Origin of the sequence: Vibrio sp. PBL-C16, from assembly GCF_034321865.1 — a bacterium.
In the GTDB taxonomy this organism is placed as follows: domain Bacteria; phylum Pseudomonadota; class Gammaproteobacteria; order Enterobacterales; family Vibrionaceae; genus Vibrio; species Vibrio alginolyticus.
Window position 1 is genome coordinate 1,163,747 of sequence record NZ_JAXLNY010000001.1, and the last position, 19,501, is coordinate 1,183,247.

The window sequence follows — 19,501 nt, forward strand, 5'->3', positions numbered from 1 at the left end:
TTTAATGTGCAGCTTATCTCACAAATATCCATCTGCTGAAAACAAACGCCAATACAAAAAGCGAAGCAACTTGTTGGCTACATCGTCGCAAAACCATTAAGGGAAAAGTAAAACAGACAGAAAAAAGCCAAGTGTGCGCCTATGGGGGTCAGCAACAACACTTGGCTTGTTTATAAGAAAGCTTGTGGTCAGCTCAACTGGTGAGCATCAATTCTGAATAATTCCTTAAGGTTTTACCGCAAAGAATCGTCCTTGTAGTGGCGACATCAGAATCTGATATTGACCATTACTCGGAGTAATTTTTTCATTCGTGAGCAAATCCACCAACTCACCAGTACCAACACTCTCCTGAGTAAGAGTGACGCTTCTAGCGCTCTCTAAGGTATTTAGCGCAAACAAGACTTTGTCCGAACCAGATTGTTTCAAATCCACATAACTGCCGTTACTCGCAACTAAATTCGTGCGTGACCCCTGATAAAGTGCAGGATGCGCATCGCGCATTGTCATCAGCGATGTCACATAAGATTTGAGATCGGCTTGGTTTGCATCAAGCGTCGCCGTCACGCCTTCAATTTTCGCACTGCTGCGCGCAACGTGATCATCGCACAAACCTTGAATGGCGCAGGTGCTGTTGTCTTCTTTTACGGCAAAACCATCCACTTGATCCCCGATTTCATCACCGTAGTACAACGTGATTGGCCCTGTGTACGCCGCTTGGAAAGCAAACGCGGCTTTATGGCGTAACCAATATTCTGCATCATTCACATCCGCCAAGTTTCCGCGCTGTAACAAGTCACCAAAGCGCACTAAATCATGGTTGCCGATCATCAAATTCGACTGCGCATGTGTTGGATATTGGTTGTGTGTGCTGTAGCCGTTGTCTAACCAATCCGCACCGTGACCACCCACGCCGCTCTCATTCACGGCCAAAGTTTCAACGATGCGATATCGCATAGGGAAGTCAAACGCAGAGCACAATGCTGGATCGCTGTTCGATCCATACGCCTCATTCGCGATTTCAGACTCCCCTTTCCAAATCTCTGCCACCATATAGCCCAACGGATTCACTTGTTCGCCTTTGCTATTGGTGTACGTCACACTTTGTGAGGCTTCATCGACGGCTTTACGAAGTTGTGTCCAAGCGTCTGTCGGAACTTGATAGGCTTGATCTAAACGCCAGCCGTCAATCTTCAGTTCTTTGATCCAATACGTTGCCACTTCTTTGTAGAAATCGAGACTGGCCGGGTAATCAACGGGATTGCTCGCTCCCGATGGCAACAAACCGGAGGGAGATGGTTTGATCAAACCATCTTTGTGATGACCAAATACACCATCAAAAAACACGTATAAGCCGCGTTTGTGTGCTTCCTCGACCAAGGTTCTCGCCGTTTCTAAATCACCAAAACGTGGATCAATGGTGAAGTAATCCGTTGCAAAGTAGCCCGTGGCATCCAGACGATCGGCCCAGTGTTCTTGGCCCGCTATCGCTTCCGATTCAAAAACTGGCGTCAACCAAATCGCGTTCATCCCTAAATCTTGGATGTAATCGAGTGAATCAATCACTCCTTGCAAATCGCCGTTATGATGGCTGGTGCCATAACCTGTACCGTGACCAATGCTCGCATCACCATCCACAAAACTCTCTACCATGATTTGATAAGTACGAAGTTGGTTACTTTGCGCCATGACATTGGCTTGGCAAGCATAACTGGTATCCGGTAGCGGAGTGCTGCTATTAGTGTCGCCACCACCAGAAGAATTACACGCAGATAAAGCACCAATCACACTTAACGCAAGCAACGAGCGAGACAGGTGATGGTTACGTAGGGTATTACGCATTTTACTCTCCCTAACTTACTCAAATAAACTAATGACATTTGAGTAATAAAATTAACCCCGACATTTGTTTCATGCAGGGGTTAATAAATAAAAATAGATTTTAAATAACTGAATGGAATATTATTGGCACTTATTTACCATGACATGAACAGGTTTGCCTTTTCCTTCAAACTGAAGACTCCATACATATTTACCATCTTCTTTAATATCAACCGAAGTATCCGTACCGTAACCACCAAATGTTAATGGTGTTAATTCACCAACGTTCATTCGATTGCCTTTTGCGGTAAATTGTGGGAACCATAATTCGGTCGCATACTGCATTTTGTAGGAGCCTACTTTTTCTTGAACCACGGCTTGGTAGAAATTATTCCCTTTGTAGGTGTATTGACGCTGAGGCACGTGTTTCCAATCGGAATCCGCAAAAGTACCCACCACAAATAGTGGTTTAGAAATAGGCCCTTTCGCCGTGCTGTCTGGGTTGTCACACGCTTTCATGAAAGCAACCACTTCGTCTTGAGACATATTAACAACTGGCTCTGTGGCCGCTTCAGGTTCTGCCGTCGATTGACAACCTACTAAGGCAACAAGTAGGGCAGCAGCAAGAGAGGTCTTCATCATGTTCATTTCACGTAATTCCTTTTTAGTATATCCAAAGCAAAATAAACTCAACGGTTAAAAGAAATATTAATCGTTATTAAAATGGAAATATCAAACGCCAAATAAATATTTTCGGATTGCGAATTTAAATCACTTCGAGAAGTTTGTTTATTTCCTAAGTACAAAAAATAAATTAGGAACTGCCATTAATTATTGATCCAACCTATATAAAAAACAAAGTAATAAAAATAATTATGTGAATAAGGTAACTCTATGTAGGGGTATTTTTATTGGTTTATTTTCTATGAAAAAGGCCAGCATTTCGCTGACCTTTTTTTATCTGATTATTTTCTATTTACGGCTTTCACAAACACTTGTTGCGCACCTTCGATACCCAGCTCTTTTGCTTCATCAAGCAAAGTGAGCGCTTTCGGAATATCATTCGCTGCGACTGCTGCTTCAATTGAGCTGTAGTAGTAGCTAGTAAGGTCCGTACCTTGGGGAATGTTATCGTTTTTCGCAACAATCTTAGTATTCACAATATCATTCGCGGATACCGAAAAGCGGAACTGACCAAGTGGGCTATGTTTCGCTAGAGGGTCTGCAATATCTGGCGGCTGAGTGTGACGCGCCATGGCGAAGGCTTTTGCAGGGTGTAAAACTTGTGTACTTCCTTTTAGATCGGCGGAAGTCGTGTAAACCAACACATGCAGATCGTTACCTGTCATGTCTGGAATCACATTGAGATCAAGTACGAATTTATCGTTGTCCAACAGTTTTGCTGGTTCATACTTAAACTTTGAAAAATCTGCTTGGTAAATGGTTTCTCCTGCCGAGTTCATCACTGCGACATTAGGAGCATAAAATTGAAGTTCTTTACTTACGAATGTCTCTAATTTGATATCGAGACTGCCACGGTTACCTGGAAGAGCAAACGCTGCAATAGCGCCAGCACTGTTACCATCCAACAACATTTGGCTTTTATCAGTCAAAGCGAATTCAGTAACCACAGGCACGTTAAGCGGTACCCATTGAATATCACCCGATTGCGTGATCACTTGTTGCTGACCTTTTGGACTCATCTCTACTTGTTCTACAGACGCACAACCAGTAGCCAACATGCCCAGCAGTACGGGAGCAAGCCATTTTTTCATTACTGTCTACCTCGACTCTTTATTGTTTTTTAAATAAATACAGCCAGATAAGTTCTGGCTGTATCATTCTAGGACAATTTAGGACTTAGTGGTTAGATGATTACCACCAAGCTTCAGCTTGTACACCGAACTGGAACGTATCGTCTGAACGACCGTTGTCAAATGTGTTTGAGTTGTCTTCTTTGTCAGCCGTTAGGTAAGAAGCGTAAACACGGATCTCAGGACGAGCCCAGAAGCTAGAGCCAGCAGACCATGCTTGAGCAACAGTTAGCTTACCGTATTTGTTTTCTTCGCCGTCGTTATCGTCGATAGCGTAACCAGCTTCGAAAATAGTTTTGTGGTTGTCATCCCATTTGTACATTGGACGAACAACAACAGACATTGTTTCCCACTTGTCTTGGCCAGCCCACATGTCTTCACCAACACCGTACACTAGCTGGTGACCCATTTCCCAGCTGTCGCCCATGCCGATTACACCCCAGTTGATTAGGCGGTAACCAGATGCACCGTTGTCAGCTTCTGCGCCGTACCAGCTGCCGTCGCCGTAGAATGCCATTGTTTTAGAGTAACCTTCAGTACCGTACTGAAGCACTGTTTTGTTGAAACCAGCGTCTAGACCTTGAGTCAATTCTGCTGTGAACATTACGCCGTTTTTCGCATCTTTAGTGCCGTTTGGCGCAGCGTCAGTTTCGTTAAGAATTGCGTAGTTCAAGCCCATTTCTAGAGAGCCATTGTCCCATAGAGGAAGACCTGCGTAACGTACGTCTAGAGTGTTTACGTTTGTTGCGCCGCCATCGTTGCCTGGGTCTGCGATATCGCCGCGATCGTTACGAACCCAAGCGAAAGAAACTTTACCAGGACCAGCTTCGATACCTTCAACACCAGCGCCCGCGCCAGAGATGTTCCAGTAGTAGAAGTCAGAGATATGAATGTCGTGACGTTGGTAGTAGCGTTTACCTGCCCAAAGCGTTGCTTCAGGAGCAAAGTTTAGTAGGCCTTTAGCTTGAACGTTGAACTGACGTAGTGCGAATTGTGCATCGTCTACACATTTCACTTCGCCGTTATCCAAACCACAGTTAGCAGAAGTGCTTTCCCAGTCGTTTGAACCGTTAGAAGTCATTGCAACCATAGAGTCTACGTAGAACGTTTTGCCGTTGTTGTTGTAAACTTCTTTACCTAGTTGAATCTCGCCGTAGATATCGCTTTCATTACCTAGACGACCGATCTTGTTCTTTTCGAATGTTAATTGTTGACCACCGTCAGCGTTCACGCCAACGCCAGCACGCATGTAACCGTGGAAATCCACTGCGAATGCAGAACCAGCAGCTAAAGTTGCAGCTACAGCAGCAGCAATTGCACTTACTTTTTTCATTCTTAACTCCATTAAGGGTATTTATAATTCTGTCTTCCCTGCTCACTCTTTTAGGTGAATATAGGCAGTAAAAACACACCTAAAGAAAGAGAGGTAAGATGGGAACGAATCCCCGTTTGTTTCAACAGTTGTGAGATTACCCGAGGCGTACAAGGATGACTTCCTCCGCCCTAAACTAATTTAAGGGGGATGAGAAGGGAGTAGAAAATTTACCGAATGGTGTTTTTTCGAGTCAGATCACCAATCTAGGGAGGAATTAGTAAGTTTGTTCGGTTTTGAGCCGCTACAAAGTGATAGCCATTTCATATTTTTGACTCTAAGCCGTCACATAAAGTAATTAAATTACACGAATATTTTTATATTTAGGGTGGTTGACCTTAGTAAGACAAAGTTTTTAACTTATAGTTTCCTAAAGGTAGCAATAAATATTAAATAAAGTATCTCCGATGACACGACTTCTCTCTCGCCCCTACCCCCTGGGCGCAACATTGAATAAAGAAGGCTGTAACTTCTCTATTCATGCTCCGGGCGTAAAAGACATTCAACTGGCATTGTTTGCAGACGATGGCAGCTACGAGCTTCACGGTTTACCGAATGAATACGCTGGCATACGTCATACTTTTATTCCAGATATTAAGCCAGGGCAAAAATACGGTTATCTTGTCTCCCACAAGGACGAGCCACTGTTAATTTCTGATCCGTACGCAAAATCAATAGATAAAGCCCTCCACTATCACCCTCCCTACTCTCCAGCCAAAAGTTTCGATATGCCGAAGTGCGTCGTTATCGAAGATGATTTTGACTGGCAAAACACGGATCACCCGCGTATACCCAGAGAAGAGATGGTGTTGTTTGAGACGCACGTCAAAGGGCTTACCCAACGCCACCCTGAGGTTGAGGACAAGCTGAAGGGGCGCTATTTAGGTCTTGCATCACCTGAAATGCTGGCCTTTTACAAACAGCAAAACATCAACACGCTGCAATTGCTACCTGTCGCAGCATGCATGCATGAGCCTCACCTACTAGAGATGGAAAAGGTCAATTATTGGGGATACAACCCTTATCTCTTTATGGTGCCCGATCCGCGCTACGCAGAACAAGACGCCGTTACGGAATTAAAAACAACAATTCGCGAATTGCATAAAAACGGCATCGAAGTGATTCTCGACGTGGTTTACAACCACACTGCTGAAGGTGGTGAAGGGCCTACAATTTTCAACCTGAAAGCCCTCGACTCCTGTTTTTACATCAAACATGGCAACCACTTCGCCAATTACACTGGCTGCGGAAATACAGTGGATCTCACCTACCAACCAGCCTTAAACCTTGTGATGGATACATTGCGCTACTGGGTTAGCGAATTTAAAGTCGATGGCTTCCGTTTTGACTTGGCTGCAACGTTAGGTCGACAGGGCGATGATTACAACCCAGAAGCAGCTTTCTTTAAAGCCGTTGCGCAAGACCCAATTTTGCGTGAAACCAAATTGATTGCCGAACCTTGGGATATTGGTCCAAATGGCTACCAAGTGGGTAACTTTCCATTTGGTTGGAACGAATGTAATGACAAACTGCGTGATATTTCCCGCAGTTTTTGGCGCGGTGATCAAGGCTATTTAAAAGAGTTTGCCACTCGATTAATGGGCTCTCGTGACATTTATAGTGCAGCGAACTGGCCATACAAACTCACCGTAAATTACATCACGTATCACGATGGCTTCACACTGCAAGATTTAGTGTCTTACAAGCACAAACATAACGAAGCCAATGGCGAAGAAAATCGCGACGGTCACGGCGACAATCGTTCAGAAAACTACGGTGTTGAAGGCGAGACCGAAAATCTGATGATCATCGCCACGCGTGAGAAGCAAAAACGCAACCTTATTGCTAGCTTGCTGTTTGCCTTCGGTATCCCACACATTCTCACTGCTGATGTTCTGTCTCACACCCAAGGCGGTAACAATAATGCCTATTGCCAAGATAACGAAACCAGTTGGCTGAACTGGGAAGAGACAGAACGTAAGCAACATTTCAAAGCATGGATGTCACAAATGGTCGCCAACCGAAATCAATACATGGTGCCATTTATCCGAGCTTTCAGTGGCGAAAACCGCAATAACAACCGTATTTTCTGGCGCCGTACAGACGGTCGCTTAATGGAGCACGATGATTGGAACCGTTTAAGCTCTGTCGCACTTCACCTTGGTATCGGTAAAGAAGGACAAGAACTGGTCTACCTCATCAACCAAACTAACGCCACAGCGCGCTTTAAACTCCCCAATGAGCGAAAGCAAGAGTGGGTGACGATCTGTGATACAAACGTACGTAACCTCAACCCAGGACATGCTGAAGGCGAAGTCTTGCTGTCACCCACCTCAATGGTGATTTTGCACTATCAACCAAACCAAAGCACACCAAAAGGTGAGCAAACGCATAGCTAAGTTATAAACGATCCAAAAAAGGAAAGCCGATGCATCTCAGTGCTTCGGCTTTTTTTTGGTTAGATGTGCCTAACTCATTATTCGCAAGGCGGCGCTAGGTGAATCAAAGCTAACCCACCCAGTGACGTCTCGCGGTATTTCTTGTTCATGTCCTTGCCCGTTTGGTACATGGTTTCAATCACCTTATCCAACGAGATCAAACATTTACTATTACGCTTTAATGCCATGCGAGAAGCATTGATCGCTTTCATTGCCCCCATCGCATTACGCTCAATACATGGTACTTGCACTAAGCCACCAATTGGGTCACAAGTCATGCCTAGTGAGTGCTCCATGGCGATCTCGGCCGCAATACAAATTTGCTCATTGCTACCACCACGCAGCGCGGTCAAGCCAGCTGCCGCCATGGAAGAAGACACGCCAACTTCGCCCTGACAACCCACTTCGGCACCCGAGATAGACGCATTGGTTTTGTACAAGATGCCAATCGCACCGGATACAGCAAGGAAGTCTTTAAGCTGTTTGGTATCGAGCTCTTTGATGAAGCGATGGTAATACATCAATACCGCCGGAATCACACCCGCCGCACCATTAGTTGGCGACGTTACGACTTGTCCACCAGCCGCGTTTTCTTCACTCACAGCAAAAGCAAACAGGTTAATCCAATCCATGATTTCCATCGGATCGTTTTCGATTGCTGCATTTGCTTCAAGCTTCTTCAGCAAGTTAGGCGCACGGCGGGTCACGTTCAAGCCGCCATCCAAGATACCTTCTGTCTCGAAACCGCGCTCCATGCAACGCGTCATCACACGCCAGATCTGTTCTGCACGTTGATTGATGGCTTCCATATCCTGAAACGCTTGTTCGTTTTTCAGAATCATGCCGCCGAGGCTCATGCCATTCTTCTCAGCCTGTGCCAACATTTCGTCTGCACTGGAGAATGGAAACTCTACTTCTACGGGTGCAGTCGCACTGCCATTTTGCAGTTCATCCGCCGTTGCGATGAACCCACCACCGATAGAGTAGTAAGTTTCAAACCCAACCTGATTGCCATGCGCATCTAACGCAGTAATCGTCATGCCATTCTCATGCAGAGGAAGGTTCTCTTCATGGAACAACATGTCCGTTTTGTAGTTGAATTCGATTTCATGACGGCCATCGACAGACATCATGCCCTCTTCAATCGCCTTGCGCATCGCTTTATTCGCAGAAGCGATTTTGATGGTATCTGGTTTGTTACCCAACAGACCCAAAATGGTTGCACGGTCAGTATGGTGACCAATCCCTGTTAACGAGAGTGAGCCGTATAAATCGACTTGAATACGAACCACTTTTGCCAAGTTCGATTCAATCAAACGAGTGAAGTGGTAACCCGCGATCATTGGACCATTGGTGTGAGAGCTAGAAGGGCCCACACCAATCTTGTAAATATCAAAGATGGACAGCATAAACTCACCTATTACGACAATGCAGCATAAAGCCAATCAGGGAGAACCATACAAGCAGCGATGGTCGCCACGGCGAACACCAACAGCCCATAATGGCTTGCGGTTGGCTTTGCAAAAAGATGTTTTTGATTATTGATAAAAATTTGTTGCTCGGCAGTCACAGCGCCCCAACGACGGCTCACTAACACACCAAACAAAAGGAAGACGAACGTACCAATTGGCGCGAACCACGGCCAAGCCACGTCGAGATACATTGCAGTAAACACCGCAATCACACTCATGATACTGCCAACGATCACGCCTTTCTCATTGGCTTTTGCCCAGAATAAGCCAAGCACGAATGACCCAAGACGGATACCAACAAAGATGGAAGTCAGGCTAGCGATGGTTTTGAGTACCGATTCATTCGATACCGCCAGAAGAGCTGGCACTACCACCATAGCCGCAGCTAGCAAACTCATCTTTCTTGCGACTTTTTCGTAGTGCTCATCATCGGCACTCTTGCGAACGAAACGCTTGTAGATATCGAACGTTGCGACAGTCGCAATTGAGTTGTAGGTCGAATCCAAGGTCGACATTGCGGCCGCCGCCAACGCGGAAATGATCAAACCAACGACGATTGGGTTAGTGTGGTTGAAGACGAAATCCAAAATCACTTCATTGCTGTTTTCAAACGATTGATCTTGATAGAAAACACTCAAAAGAACACCGAGTACCGCGAAGAACAAGTACACGAAAAACGCACCGTAACCACACAACAGCATCGACTTCTGCGCCGTCTTTTCACATCTCGTCGCTAACGTGCGTTGGATGATCAATTGGTTGGTGCCGTACACACTCAAATGCAAAAAGCTCACGGCAACCACGCCAGCCCAGAGTGTGGTATCTACGCCCAAATCAAAATCTAAGTTGATGATATTCAGGTGATCACGAGAAAGGTAATCTGCCGCATTAATCTCTGTCATTAGAATGGCAAAGATAGCGATGCTGCCTGCTACCAATACTGCAGATTGCAACATATCGGTCCAGATCACCGTGGAAATCCCACCCGCATAGGTATAGCAAGCGGTGAAAATACTAATGTAGATAATAGCTTCAGAAATACTGATAGGCAGAACTTGCACTAAGATCAGCGCCACGGCATACAGAATCACACCCGCAGAGATACATTGAACCACAATGAACACAATCGAGTTGATGGTTCTTGCATACACCCCAAAGCGGTGCTCAAGATATTCATAAATCGAAGTCAGGCCCAGCTTATAGAAGACAGGCACAAAGAAAATGACAGTGAAAAAAATAACGATGGGATAGTTAAGGTGAATACTCATCGCTTCCATGCCAGAGCTATAAACCCAACCTGGCATCCCTACAAACGTCATCGCACTAATGTAAGTCGCAAGTATCGAAACACCTGCCGTAAACCAGCCAAATTGCTTTCCACCCGTAGAAAAGTCGCCACCATTGCTGTAGCGCTTATTCACTAAATAGCTGATTAATATGGTGATTAACACGTATAACGCAATCACCACAAAACTTGAGTACGTAACCATTTCAGGGTTTCCATAATTCTGGGTGCTAATTATTTGTGCTTGGATATTACTTTAAAAAAGCATATCTAAACGATAATCCCGCCATAACTGTGACTACAATCACCAATATAGACGGTTATATATTCAAAAATGCCAAAAAGACCGATTTAATGAGACTCCCATCACTAAAAACCACTAATTGGGTACGCATTCATTTTAAAATTGATATTGATCACGGATCTAATGACCTTAAAAAAACTATGATTCACACCGACACGAAATCGAAGATGATCCCAATAAGATCGTGTTCATTGAGTTTGAATAGCAACAAATCCTAAGTGAAATAGAGGTTTATCGGTCATGAATGCCAAAAGACACATGAGCGAAGTTCCTATGATTCAAAGGGTAGCTGCCTATCTAGCGATACTGGTTGGTTACTTTTTCTATTGTTATAACTTTGTAATTATTGACTACGTACGCCCATACATCGTTGAAGCGTATGATGGTATTAGCCTGTCAGACACTGCCCAGTTCTATACATGGCAGTCGGTTGGTGCACTTATCGGTGCATTGAGCTGTGCTTGGTTCGCAACAAAATTTGGTAAGAAATCCACTCTTATTACCATCACAGCCCTAAACGGTGGCGCTACGATCATCAATATGATGTTCACCGACTACACAACATGGGCAGCAATGCGTTTCATCATTGGTTTGTCACTGGGTGGTTACTTCACCGTGGCAGTAAGCTTGATGATCGGCCTATTTACGCCAACGGTACGTGGTAAGTTGACGGCATTCGCGTCTTCTATGTTCTCTGTAGCACTGATGGTAATGGGTGCGTATGCAGCATTTATTGCAAGCATTGATGCACCATGGGAAAGCCTAATGCTTGTTGGTGGTATCCCACCATTGGCAGCCGCTGTGGTCATGATCTTTGTGCTACCTAGCGACAGCAAAGTGATCGCTTACGGTGAAGAAGAACAAGCAAAAGCGGAAGAATCAGACGCACCAGCGAAAACAGGCTCTTGGGGCGAAATGTTAAGCAAGCCTTACCGTAAGATCACTCTAACGTGTCTATTACTGGCTGGCCTTAACTTCTATGGTTTCCAATTCTTTGGTGGCTTCGTAACCACTTACCTACGTGATGTACGTATGTTCGACGGTGCAACCATCGGTCTCATCTTCTCTATCTCAGCATTTGGTTCACTGTTTGGTGCGTGGTTCTGGGGTTGGGTAGCTGACAAATTCGGTCGTAAGGTGAACGCATTTGGCTTCATCCTAGCGGGCATCATGGTTTCAATCTTCTTTGTTGCACCTGGCGACATGGTGATTGGCGGCCTAAACATGCTGGCTCTACTTGGTCTGATTTACAACTTCGGTCTGTCTTCTTCAGCGGTATGGGGTGGTTACTTCTCAGAACTGTTCCCAGCACACCTACGTAGCTACGGCGCGGCGCTATTCCACGGCGGTCGTATCCTCGGTATGTGGGCACCAATGGTACTTATCTTCATCCAAGAGCGTACCGACCTACAAACCGCAATGTGGGGTTCACCAATCGTATGGATCCTTGCAGGTCTTCTATGGCTATCACTGCCAGAGACACTAAAAGGCGGCGTGTTCGATAAGAGCAAAAAAGCCGAAGCAGTAAAAGCGTAACTGAATTTCAAAAACTCCGGCTGGCTCCCCGGCCGGATGAAAAAACTTAATTTCGAGTCCTGTTCCCAAAGCCGACTCGACAGCAAATAAGAGAGTTTATTATGTCTAAATATCAAGAAGCGAAACGCGTTGTACGTGAATACTTCAGCGCAATGGAAAACGCAACTCACGAGAACGTAGCAGAAGTACTAAAAGCACACACGTCAGAAGATTACCTATGGCGTGGGGTTTACCCATTCCGTGAGCAACAAGGCGCTCAAGCAGCGGCTGACGTTTTCTGGGCTCCTTTGATGAAATCAATGACTCGCATGCAGCGTCGTCAAGACATCTTCATCGGTGGTGAGAACGAAGTAACATCAGGTGAAATCTGGGTAATGAGCATGGGTCACTTCATGGGTCTATTCGACGCTGAATACCTAGGCATGCGCCCAACTGGCAAAATCATGAACATCCGTTACGCAGAATTTAACTGTGTTGAAAACGGCAAGATCACTAAGACTGGCCTATTCCTAGACCTTCTAGGCGCGATGGACCAAGCGGGTTGTTACCCACTACCACCATCAACAGGTAAGCACTTCGTATACCCTGGTCCTCGTAACCACGACGGTCTACTGTTCGAAGACGCAGCACCAGAAGAAGGCGTAGCAACACTAGCACTAGTGAACAAGATGGTTGATGACTTATCTGCACTAAACGACAGCGGCGCTATGGGTTGCCCACCAGAAGTTCTTGAGAAGAGCTGGTCTAAAGACATGATCTGGTACGGTCCATGTGGTATCGGTGCGTCTTACACAATTCCTCGTTACCAACAGCAGCACCAATTGCCGTTCCGTAACAACCTGAAAGACAAGAAGTTTAACGGCCACGTATGTCGTTTCGCAGAAGGTAACTTCTCTTGTTTCTTCGGCTGGCCAAACCTATCTAACACGCCAATCGGTGGTTTCCTAGGTATGACAGGTGGTGAAGTACGTGCAGACATGCAAGTGGTTGACGTTTACTACCGTGACGGCGACAAGCTATCTGAGAACTGGGTACTGATCGACCTTCCTTACTGGCTAAAACAGCAAGGTCTAGACGTGTTCGAGCGTACTCAACAGATCCTAAACCCTTCTCTATAAGAAGTCCTAGGGGCGGATTGTCAACCCGCCTTTATGTTGCCTGAATCCCCTCTCGGTTCAGGTGACATGCTCCCAACTCGTGCCTCAAGGATGGGGCACAACCTCAAGATAGAACCCTTATTCAAAACGGGCATGAACGCACGGTGGCTTTCTGCGCCCTGAATAATGAGATTGATGATGAAAAAGTCGACCCTTTCTGCAGTGATTTTAGCAGCGCTTACTTCTAGCTCAGCCTTTGCTGCACACACTTTTGTTAATGACGCTGGCGACAGCCTAACCATCGATGGCCGTTTCGATCTTCGCTACCAAGACCGTGGCGGTGATGACAACGGCGAATGGAACAGCGGCAGCTCACGTTTCGGTTTGAAAGGCCAAATGGGTCTGGATAACGGCTGGACTGGTTTCGGTCACGCGGAATGGGGCTACAACTCTGGCGCGAACGGCGACAACATTTACGACCGCTTGCTATACGCAGGTGTTGATCACGAAAAATACGGCAAGATTGCTGCGGGTACTAAGCAGTGGTCTACCTTCTACGACGTAGCATGGTACACCGATTTAGGTCGTGTATTCGGTACTCGTGGCTCAGGTGTTTACAACCTAGCTGACTGGGGTATCGCATCCGGTGCTGGTCGTGCAGAAAACTCAATTACGTACCGTAATTCAATCAATGAAAAAGTGAGCTACGGCTTTACTTACCAAACCACGCGTGAAGATGTTGCTCTAGCAGGCAATGCGACAGCCTCACTGAAAAACGGCATGGGTGCGTCGATCACTTACAAACCCGTTGATGGCGTAACACTGGGTGCGGCTTACCATCAAAATGAAGTTGCGGATCTAGACGCAAGCGTAGTTGGCGTAGAAAACGGCGACAACATGCGCATCATGCTATTGGGCGCGAACTACAGCAACGGCGGCTTCTACGCGGGTGCGACTTTCCACGTTGGCGAAAACTGGGAAGCAGTGAGCCAAGGCGGTACGGACGTAATGTTCGATACCCTAGGTGGCGAAATCTACACTTACTACCACTTCGATAACGGCCTACGCCCAACGTTGAACTACAACTACATGGAAGATCGCGGTGACGAGACACAAGGCTACGAGCGTAACTTGCTGATTCCTGGTCTTGAATACCACTTCCAGAAGAACAAATTCCTAGTTTGGACTGAATACCAGTTCGACCTAGGTAAAGATCAGTACGATGGCAGCAAATTCGAAAACCGTGATGATCAATTCGCGGCAGGTATTCGCTACTACTTCTGATAATACTCATCGCTCACCACCTATACCCAAGTAACCTTAAGGTGGTGAGTGATGAAGTTCTTATCAACACTAAGCAAAGTTATCTTGAAGCCAAGTAGTCATCACTTCACTAATAATTAAAGGCTGCTCAAGCGTAGATAGATGCCCACACTCAGGGATAACATGAAGCGTGACGTTTGGGATGCATCGCTCCATAAGCAGATGATTGTCTAGCGGACAAAGCTTATCTTCTTTACCTGTTATCACCAACGTAGGAGCTTGAATGTCCGCCAATAAAGGTCGAGCATCCGGGCGAGTTGCTAACGCTTTAGCATGTGCTTCAAATGCCTCCAAACCTACATTGACCGCCATGCCTTCTATACGCTCAGTTAACGCTTTGTCTTGCAAACGGCTTGGATGAATCAGCACAGGCATCAGAGTGTCAGGCGTAATGCGTTCAAACTCACCATTTAATGCCTGACTAACCAGTGCATCACGCTTTTGTGTCACCTCTGGCTTTTCATCTGCTGCATTGGTATCCATGAGGATCAAGCCTTTGACTCTGTTTGGCGCTTGACGGTACACCTCAAAGGCAAGAATCCCACCCATTGATAGGCCACCCAAGACAAACTCCTGCGGTGCGTCTTGCAACACTTTCTGCGCCAGCTGTTCCATTGACGGCAATGAGGCCAGCGTCGGGCATGAAGGCTCAACCCAACTTGGCAACGCTCGGTTGACTTCCTCAAACAATGTGCCATTACAAAGTAGTCCGGGTAGCCAAACTAACGAGGTGGGTTGCGTCATTTTATTCTCCTGCCAGCGGCTTTGGTTGATCAGACCCAAGAATGCAATACGTCAAACTATTACCACGCAAGTTCGTCAGTGAATAAGACGCACCTTCTGGAACATTCAGCACATCACCGCGCGTTAAAACAACACTCGCTTGTTCGCCTTGATGCGTGAGGACCACTTCAGTATCGCCATCAAAGTTGATAAGCACTTGTTTTTCTTCTCGGCAGTGTTGAGGAATCGAGCCACCTTCAGAAAGCTCATAAGCCATGATGCTCACTTCATCTTCACTCTTTACTTGGAAGTCATAACTCGCCAAAGGATGACCCGTTAAGGCGTATTGTTTCACGTTGCTTCCGCCGAAATCGCCTTTGATTTCACGATAATCTTTTTGCAGAGCGACAAATGGCATCATCTCTTCTGCGGTGTAGGTATCGAAGGTCGCGAGCTCTTCTTCGGTAAGCAGCGGCATCAATTCTGATTCTTGTGGCACCGGGTCGCCATTAATGGTGTCCACGAGTGTGCCATCGGCTTTGAGGTATAAACCATAACCTTGACTGTCTTTAATAACGTTTGGATGCCAAATAACGCCGCCACCTGAATCGTCGCCGCCAAGTACCGAGAACATAAAGCCGTAATCGCGGCCAACCACTTCAAATCCACGGAAGAGATTGGTTGGAATCGAGATGACGTCACCGTGAGACAACACCGCCTCATGCTCTCCATCGTTCCCCCAATAAAAACGGAACTGACCTTTGAACACCAAGAAAAGCTCAGCGGTGCGATGAGAATGTAACGAATTTTTGATGCCCGGCGGTTGGCCTGCGGCACCAATATTAAAGCCCGCCGTATCGCGAATATGAACATGCTGACGACTGCTCTCTGCCACCCCTGCACCGATAATACAAAAGTTATCTTTGAGATCACTGCCTGGCGTGCGCGCATCAATAAACGCACTCGTACCCGGAATCAGTTCCATGTAGCGGACCAGGTTATTATTCATTTTAGATTGTAGAGTCATTGTAAATCCTTGTTGTCCTTGTTTGGACCTAGCCTTTGAATTGTTAGTTACAAACCTAAAGTTAGTTACAGACCGAAAGTTAGTTACAGACCGAAAGTGTGTTACAGACCTAAAGGTCGCCCACCATCAACCGCGATGGTATTGCCTGTCGAGAAGGTCAGAAGATCTGCCGCGGCGTACACGGCTTGAGCGACTTCTTCATCATTGGCTAAACGCTTAAGCGGTGTGGATTGTTCTTGTTGATTACGCCATGCGTCATCCAAGCCTTTGACAAACTCAGTGTCGACAAGCCCTGGAGCAACAGCCAAAACGCGAACCTCGGGAGACAGAGCGCGAGCTAAAGAACGGGTCATGTTCTCCGCGGCAGATTTACTTGCACAGTAAGCAATGTTGCTCCCCATCGCAGTCTGTGCCGCGATAGAGGTAATGTTCACCACACAACCATTGGCTTGCTTAAGCCAAGGCTCAAACGCTCGAACCATGGCAAAAGGCGCACGAACATTCACTTGGAATATTTGGTCAAACAGCTGGTCATCTAAGCTTTGCAAATCAGAGTGCGCGACGAATTTCGTCATCCCCGCACAGTTGACCAACAGATCCAGCTTGTCGCTTATTTCACTGACTTGATGTTTAAGCTGTTCAATCGCACTAGAATCTGCCACGTTCAGTTTGAATGCTAGATGCTCGTTACGTGGCAGCGAAGAAAGCACATCCTCGGCCGCTTTCTGATTACTGTTGTAAGTCAGAATTACGCGATATCCCGATTCAGCTAGCTTGCGACAAATGGCGGCACCCAGTCCGCCACTGCCGCCTGTGACTAAGGCAAGTTTCGACATATTACGCCTCTTCCACTTTGCCTTTGTAACGGCGCACACGAATATCCGCTTGCTCTTTGTGGCCAGCAAAACCTTCGAGTGCACACAAGCGAGAGCAGTACTCACCGACTTTTAGCGACGCAGCTTCCGTTACACGCTGGTAAGTACAGGTCTTGATAAATTTACCTACCCAAAGACCACCGGTGTATCGCGCCGCTTTCTTCGTTGGCAGTGTATGGTTGGTACCAATACATTTATCGCCGTAAGAAACGTTGGTTTCACGACCTAGGAACAAGGCACCGTAGTTGGTCATGTTATCTAGGAAGTATTTAGGATCTTCCGTCATCACTTGCACGTGTTCAGAAGCGATATCGTCTGCCACTTCCACCATTTCTTCGTAGCTATCACACACAATCACTTGTCCGTAATCTGCCCACGCTTTACCCGCAACTTCAGCCGTTGGGAGAATGGTTAACTGACGTTCGATCTCTTTGATGGTTTCTTGCGCAAATGTTTCGCTATTGGTCAACAATACAGCGGGAGAGTTGTAACCATGCTCAGCCTGACCAAGCAAGTCTGCCGCTGCCAATTCCGGGTCACAGCCTTTCTCATCGGCAATGACTAGGGTTTCCGTTGGGCCTGCAAACAAATCGATACCGACGCGACCAAACAACTGACGTTTTGCCTCTGCTACAAATGCGTTACCCGGCCCTACAATCATATCGACCGGTGCAATAGTCTCCGTCCCCAGAGCCATTGCACCTACCGCCTGAACACCACCGAAGCAATAGATTTCATCCGCACCCGCCATTGCCATCGCAGCGACAATCGCCACATTCGGCTGGCCATTAAACGGTGGCGCACAAGCAATAACACGTTTTACGCCCGCGACTTTCGCCGTCAGTACACTCATGTGAGCGGATGCAACCAATGGGTATTTACCGCCAGGGATGTAACAACCCACGCTGTTGACTGGAATATTTTTATGCCCCAGTACCACACCAGGCATGGTTTCTACTTCGACGTCTTTCATTGAGTCACGTTGAATTTGAGCAAAGTTTCGAACTTGTTGCTGAGCGAACTCGATATCATGACGAGTCGATTCATCAAGCGCATCCACACAGGCTTGGATTTGCTCTTCTGACAGGCGGAATTGCTCCGGCGACCAGTTATCAAACTTTTCAGACAACTCACGTACAGCGCTATCACCTTTCGATTCAATATCAGCAAGAATGTTTTCAACAATCTGACGCACTTTTGCGTCGTTTGATGCTGATGCTTCTTCAGTGATTCCGTTTTTTAAAATGCGTGCCATTGGGTTTCTCCTTGAACATTGAGGCTGACGAACGGTTATTTTTATGATTTTGGATACGAATGCAAAATAAGATTAAACACTTAATTAACATTTGACAAGTTAAGTCAACAAACAACGAAAACCATCCTTAAGCCTTTGTATTAATTAATTTAAATAAATAAAAGCAAGTAATAAGGACCTTGATGAGTTTAATTTTTAATCAAAAATGAGTTTTAGATCACATCATTTTTACTCATCATTTACATTTCTCCGTGTTAGTTTTTGCATACCTTTGCAAAGGAGAGAATTATGAGCAATTTTAAGCAACGTCTGACTAAAGAAACGCTATTAGGTACATTTGTTAAAACCCCTCATCCTCACATTATCGAGGTATTGGCACTGGCAGAATTGCCTTTTGTGGTACTGGATGCAGAGCACGCACCTTTCGATCGTTCCTCGCTTGATCTGTGCATCATGGCGGCCAGAGCGAATGACCTCGCGTGCGTGGTACGAGTACAAGACAGCGCCCCTTCAACCATTTTGAACGCGCTTGACTGTGGCGCGGCGGGTGTACAAATTCCCCATGTTTGTACTGCTGAGCAAGCGACGCAACTGGCGAAAATCTGCCATTACGGCGAAGGTGGCCGAGGGTATGCTGGTTCCAGTCGAGCAGCGCAATACGCCACTAAACCCATGGTTGAACACTTAAAAGACAGCCGTGCGAATACGATTGTCATTGCACAAATTGAAGACCCTCAAGGGGTCGAAAATGTTGAAGCGATTGCCAATGTTGAAGGTATTGATGCGCTCTTCATTGGCCAAGTTGATCTCACTGTCGCTTATGGTGCTGATAGCGTTCATGATGAGAAAGTCGCACAAGCAAGTATGCGAGTAATCGAAGCGGCCAGAGCCGCCAATAAACCTGTTGGCATGTTTGTCGCGACGGCTCAACAAGCTCGGGAATGGCGTGAACTCGGCGTTAGCTTCTTTTGTGTTGGGTCTGAACACAAAATGATCATTGATGGCTTCAAACAAGAGAGAAATGTGATGAATTCTTGAGTTTTCTCTGATATTTACGCCTTATCAATGTAATGCTCTAGACACAGAAATCCCCTAGCCCATACACTCAGCACGTATGAGCAGGTTCAATGGCCTTAAATAAGGAGTATCACCATTAAAGCGA

The 19,501-nt window shown here is 46.3% G+C and carries 15 protein-coding genes; 5 read left to right on the forward strand and 10 right to left on the reverse strand.

Going from position 1 to position 19,501, the window contains the following annotated elements; translation table 11 throughout:
* Nucleotides 1-225: 225 nt before the first annotated feature.
* The 4 genes from UQW94_RS04980 to UQW94_RS04995 all read right to left on the reverse strand — a co-directional run bounded on the left by UQW94_RS04980 (nucleotide 226) and on the right by UQW94_RS04995 (nucleotide 4,965).
* On the reverse strand, nucleotides 226-1,839 hold the full coding sequence (locus UQW94_RS04980; RefSeq protein ID WP_322142048.1) for an alpha-amylase family glycosyl hydrolase: 1,614 nt from the start codon (nucleotides 1,837-1,839) through the stop codon (nucleotides 226-228).
* Nucleotides 1,840-1,959: 120 nt separating this feature from the next.
* Complete coding sequence (locus UQW94_RS04985; RefSeq protein ID WP_017634473.1) at nucleotides 1,960-2,466, reverse strand: hypothetical protein; 507 nt, start codon at nucleotides 2,464-2,466, stop codon at nucleotides 1,960-1,962.
* A gap of 317 nt (nucleotides 2,467-2,783) precedes the next feature.
* Complete coding sequence (locus tag UQW94_RS04990) at nucleotides 2,784-3,593, reverse strand: MalM family protein (protein WP_005374786.1); 810 nt, start codon at nucleotides 3,591-3,593, stop codon at nucleotides 2,784-2,786.
* A gap of 100 nt (nucleotides 3,594-3,693) precedes the next feature.
* Nucleotides 3,694-4,965 (reverse strand): maltoporin, encoded by a 1,272-nt coding sequence (locus UQW94_RS04995; protein ID WP_005374784.1) that lies wholly within the window; start codon nucleotides 4,963-4,965, stop codon nucleotides 3,694-3,696.
* Nucleotides 4,966-5,411: 446 nt separating this feature from the next.
* On the opposite strand from UQW94_RS04995, the gene glgX reads away from it, so the two are divergent.
* Complete coding sequence (gene glgX, locus UQW94_RS05000) at nucleotides 5,412-7,403, forward strand: glycogen debranching protein GlgX (protein ID WP_033906651.1); 1,992 nt, start codon at nucleotides 5,412-5,414, stop codon at nucleotides 7,401-7,403.
* Between the two features lie 77 nt (nucleotides 7,404-7,480).
* Here the strand turns inward: glgX and UQW94_RS05005 are convergent, their stop codons facing one another.
* A complete protein-coding gene (locus UQW94_RS05005; protein ID WP_005383410.1) occupies nucleotides 7,481-8,851 on the reverse strand; it encodes an L-serine ammonia-lyase in 1,371 nt (456 codons plus the stop codon).
* Between the two features lie 11 nt (nucleotides 8,852-8,862).
* Complete coding sequence (locus tag UQW94_RS05010; RefSeq protein WP_158173274.1) at nucleotides 8,863-10,404, reverse strand: sodium:solute symporter; 1,542 nt, start codon at nucleotides 10,402-10,404, stop codon at nucleotides 8,863-8,865.
* A 339-nt stretch (nucleotides 10,405-10,743) separates the two neighbouring features.
* Here UQW94_RS05010 and UQW94_RS05015 point away from each other — a divergent pair, with 339 nt between their 5' ends.
* The 3 genes from UQW94_RS05015 to UQW94_RS05025 all read left to right on the forward strand — a co-directional run bounded on the left by UQW94_RS05015 (nucleotide 10,744) and on the right by UQW94_RS05025 (nucleotide 14,420).
* A complete protein-coding gene (locus UQW94_RS05015) occupies nucleotides 10,744-12,039 on the forward strand; it encodes an MFS transporter (protein ID WP_158173275.1) in 1,296 nt (431 codons plus the stop codon).
* A gap of 101 nt (nucleotides 12,040-12,140) precedes the next feature.
* On the forward strand, nucleotides 12,141-13,157 hold the full coding sequence (locus UQW94_RS05020) for a nuclear transport factor 2 family protein (RefSeq protein ID WP_005374772.1): 1,017 nt from the start codon (nucleotides 12,141-12,143) through the stop codon (nucleotides 13,155-13,157).
* A gap of 177 nt (nucleotides 13,158-13,334) precedes the next feature.
* Nucleotides 13,335-14,420, forward strand: a complete 1,086-nt coding sequence (locus UQW94_RS05025) for a porin (protein ID WP_009706550.1) — start codon at nucleotides 13,335-13,337, stop codon at nucleotides 14,418-14,420.
* Between the two features lie 69 nt (nucleotides 14,421-14,489).
* Here the strand turns inward: UQW94_RS05025 and UQW94_RS05030 are convergent, their stop codons facing one another.
* The 4 genes from UQW94_RS05030 to hisD all read right to left on the reverse strand — a co-directional run bounded on the left by UQW94_RS05030 (nucleotide 14,490) and on the right by hisD (nucleotide 18,339).
* On the reverse strand, nucleotides 14,490-15,203 hold the full coding sequence (locus tag UQW94_RS05030) for an alpha/beta hydrolase (protein WP_322142049.1): 714 nt from the start codon (nucleotides 15,201-15,203) through the stop codon (nucleotides 14,490-14,492).
* A gap of 1 nt (nucleotide 15,204) precedes the next feature.
* Complete coding sequence (locus UQW94_RS05035; protein WP_005374765.1) at nucleotides 15,205-16,209, reverse strand: cupin; 1,005 nt, start codon at nucleotides 16,207-16,209, stop codon at nucleotides 15,205-15,207.
* 101 nt (nucleotides 16,210-16,310) lie between these two features.
* Entirely contained in the window at nucleotides 16,311-17,045 is a 735-nt protein-coding gene (locus UQW94_RS05040; RefSeq protein ID WP_025768659.1) for an SDR family NAD(P)-dependent oxidoreductase, read from the reverse strand.
* Nucleotide 17,046: 1 nt separating this feature from the next.
* Entirely contained in the window at nucleotides 17,047-18,339 is a 1,293-nt protein-coding gene (gene hisD, locus UQW94_RS05045) for a histidinol dehydrogenase (RefSeq protein ID WP_005374756.1), read from the reverse strand.
* 288 nt (nucleotides 18,340-18,627) lie between these two features.
* On the opposite strand from hisD, the gene UQW94_RS05050 reads away from it, so the two are divergent.
* Nucleotides 18,628-19,377 (forward strand): HpcH/HpaI aldolase family protein, encoded by a 750-nt coding sequence (locus UQW94_RS05050; protein WP_005374748.1) that lies wholly within the window; start codon nucleotides 18,628-18,630, stop codon nucleotides 19,375-19,377.
* The last annotated feature ends 124 nt before the right edge of the window (nucleotides 19,378-19,501 follow it).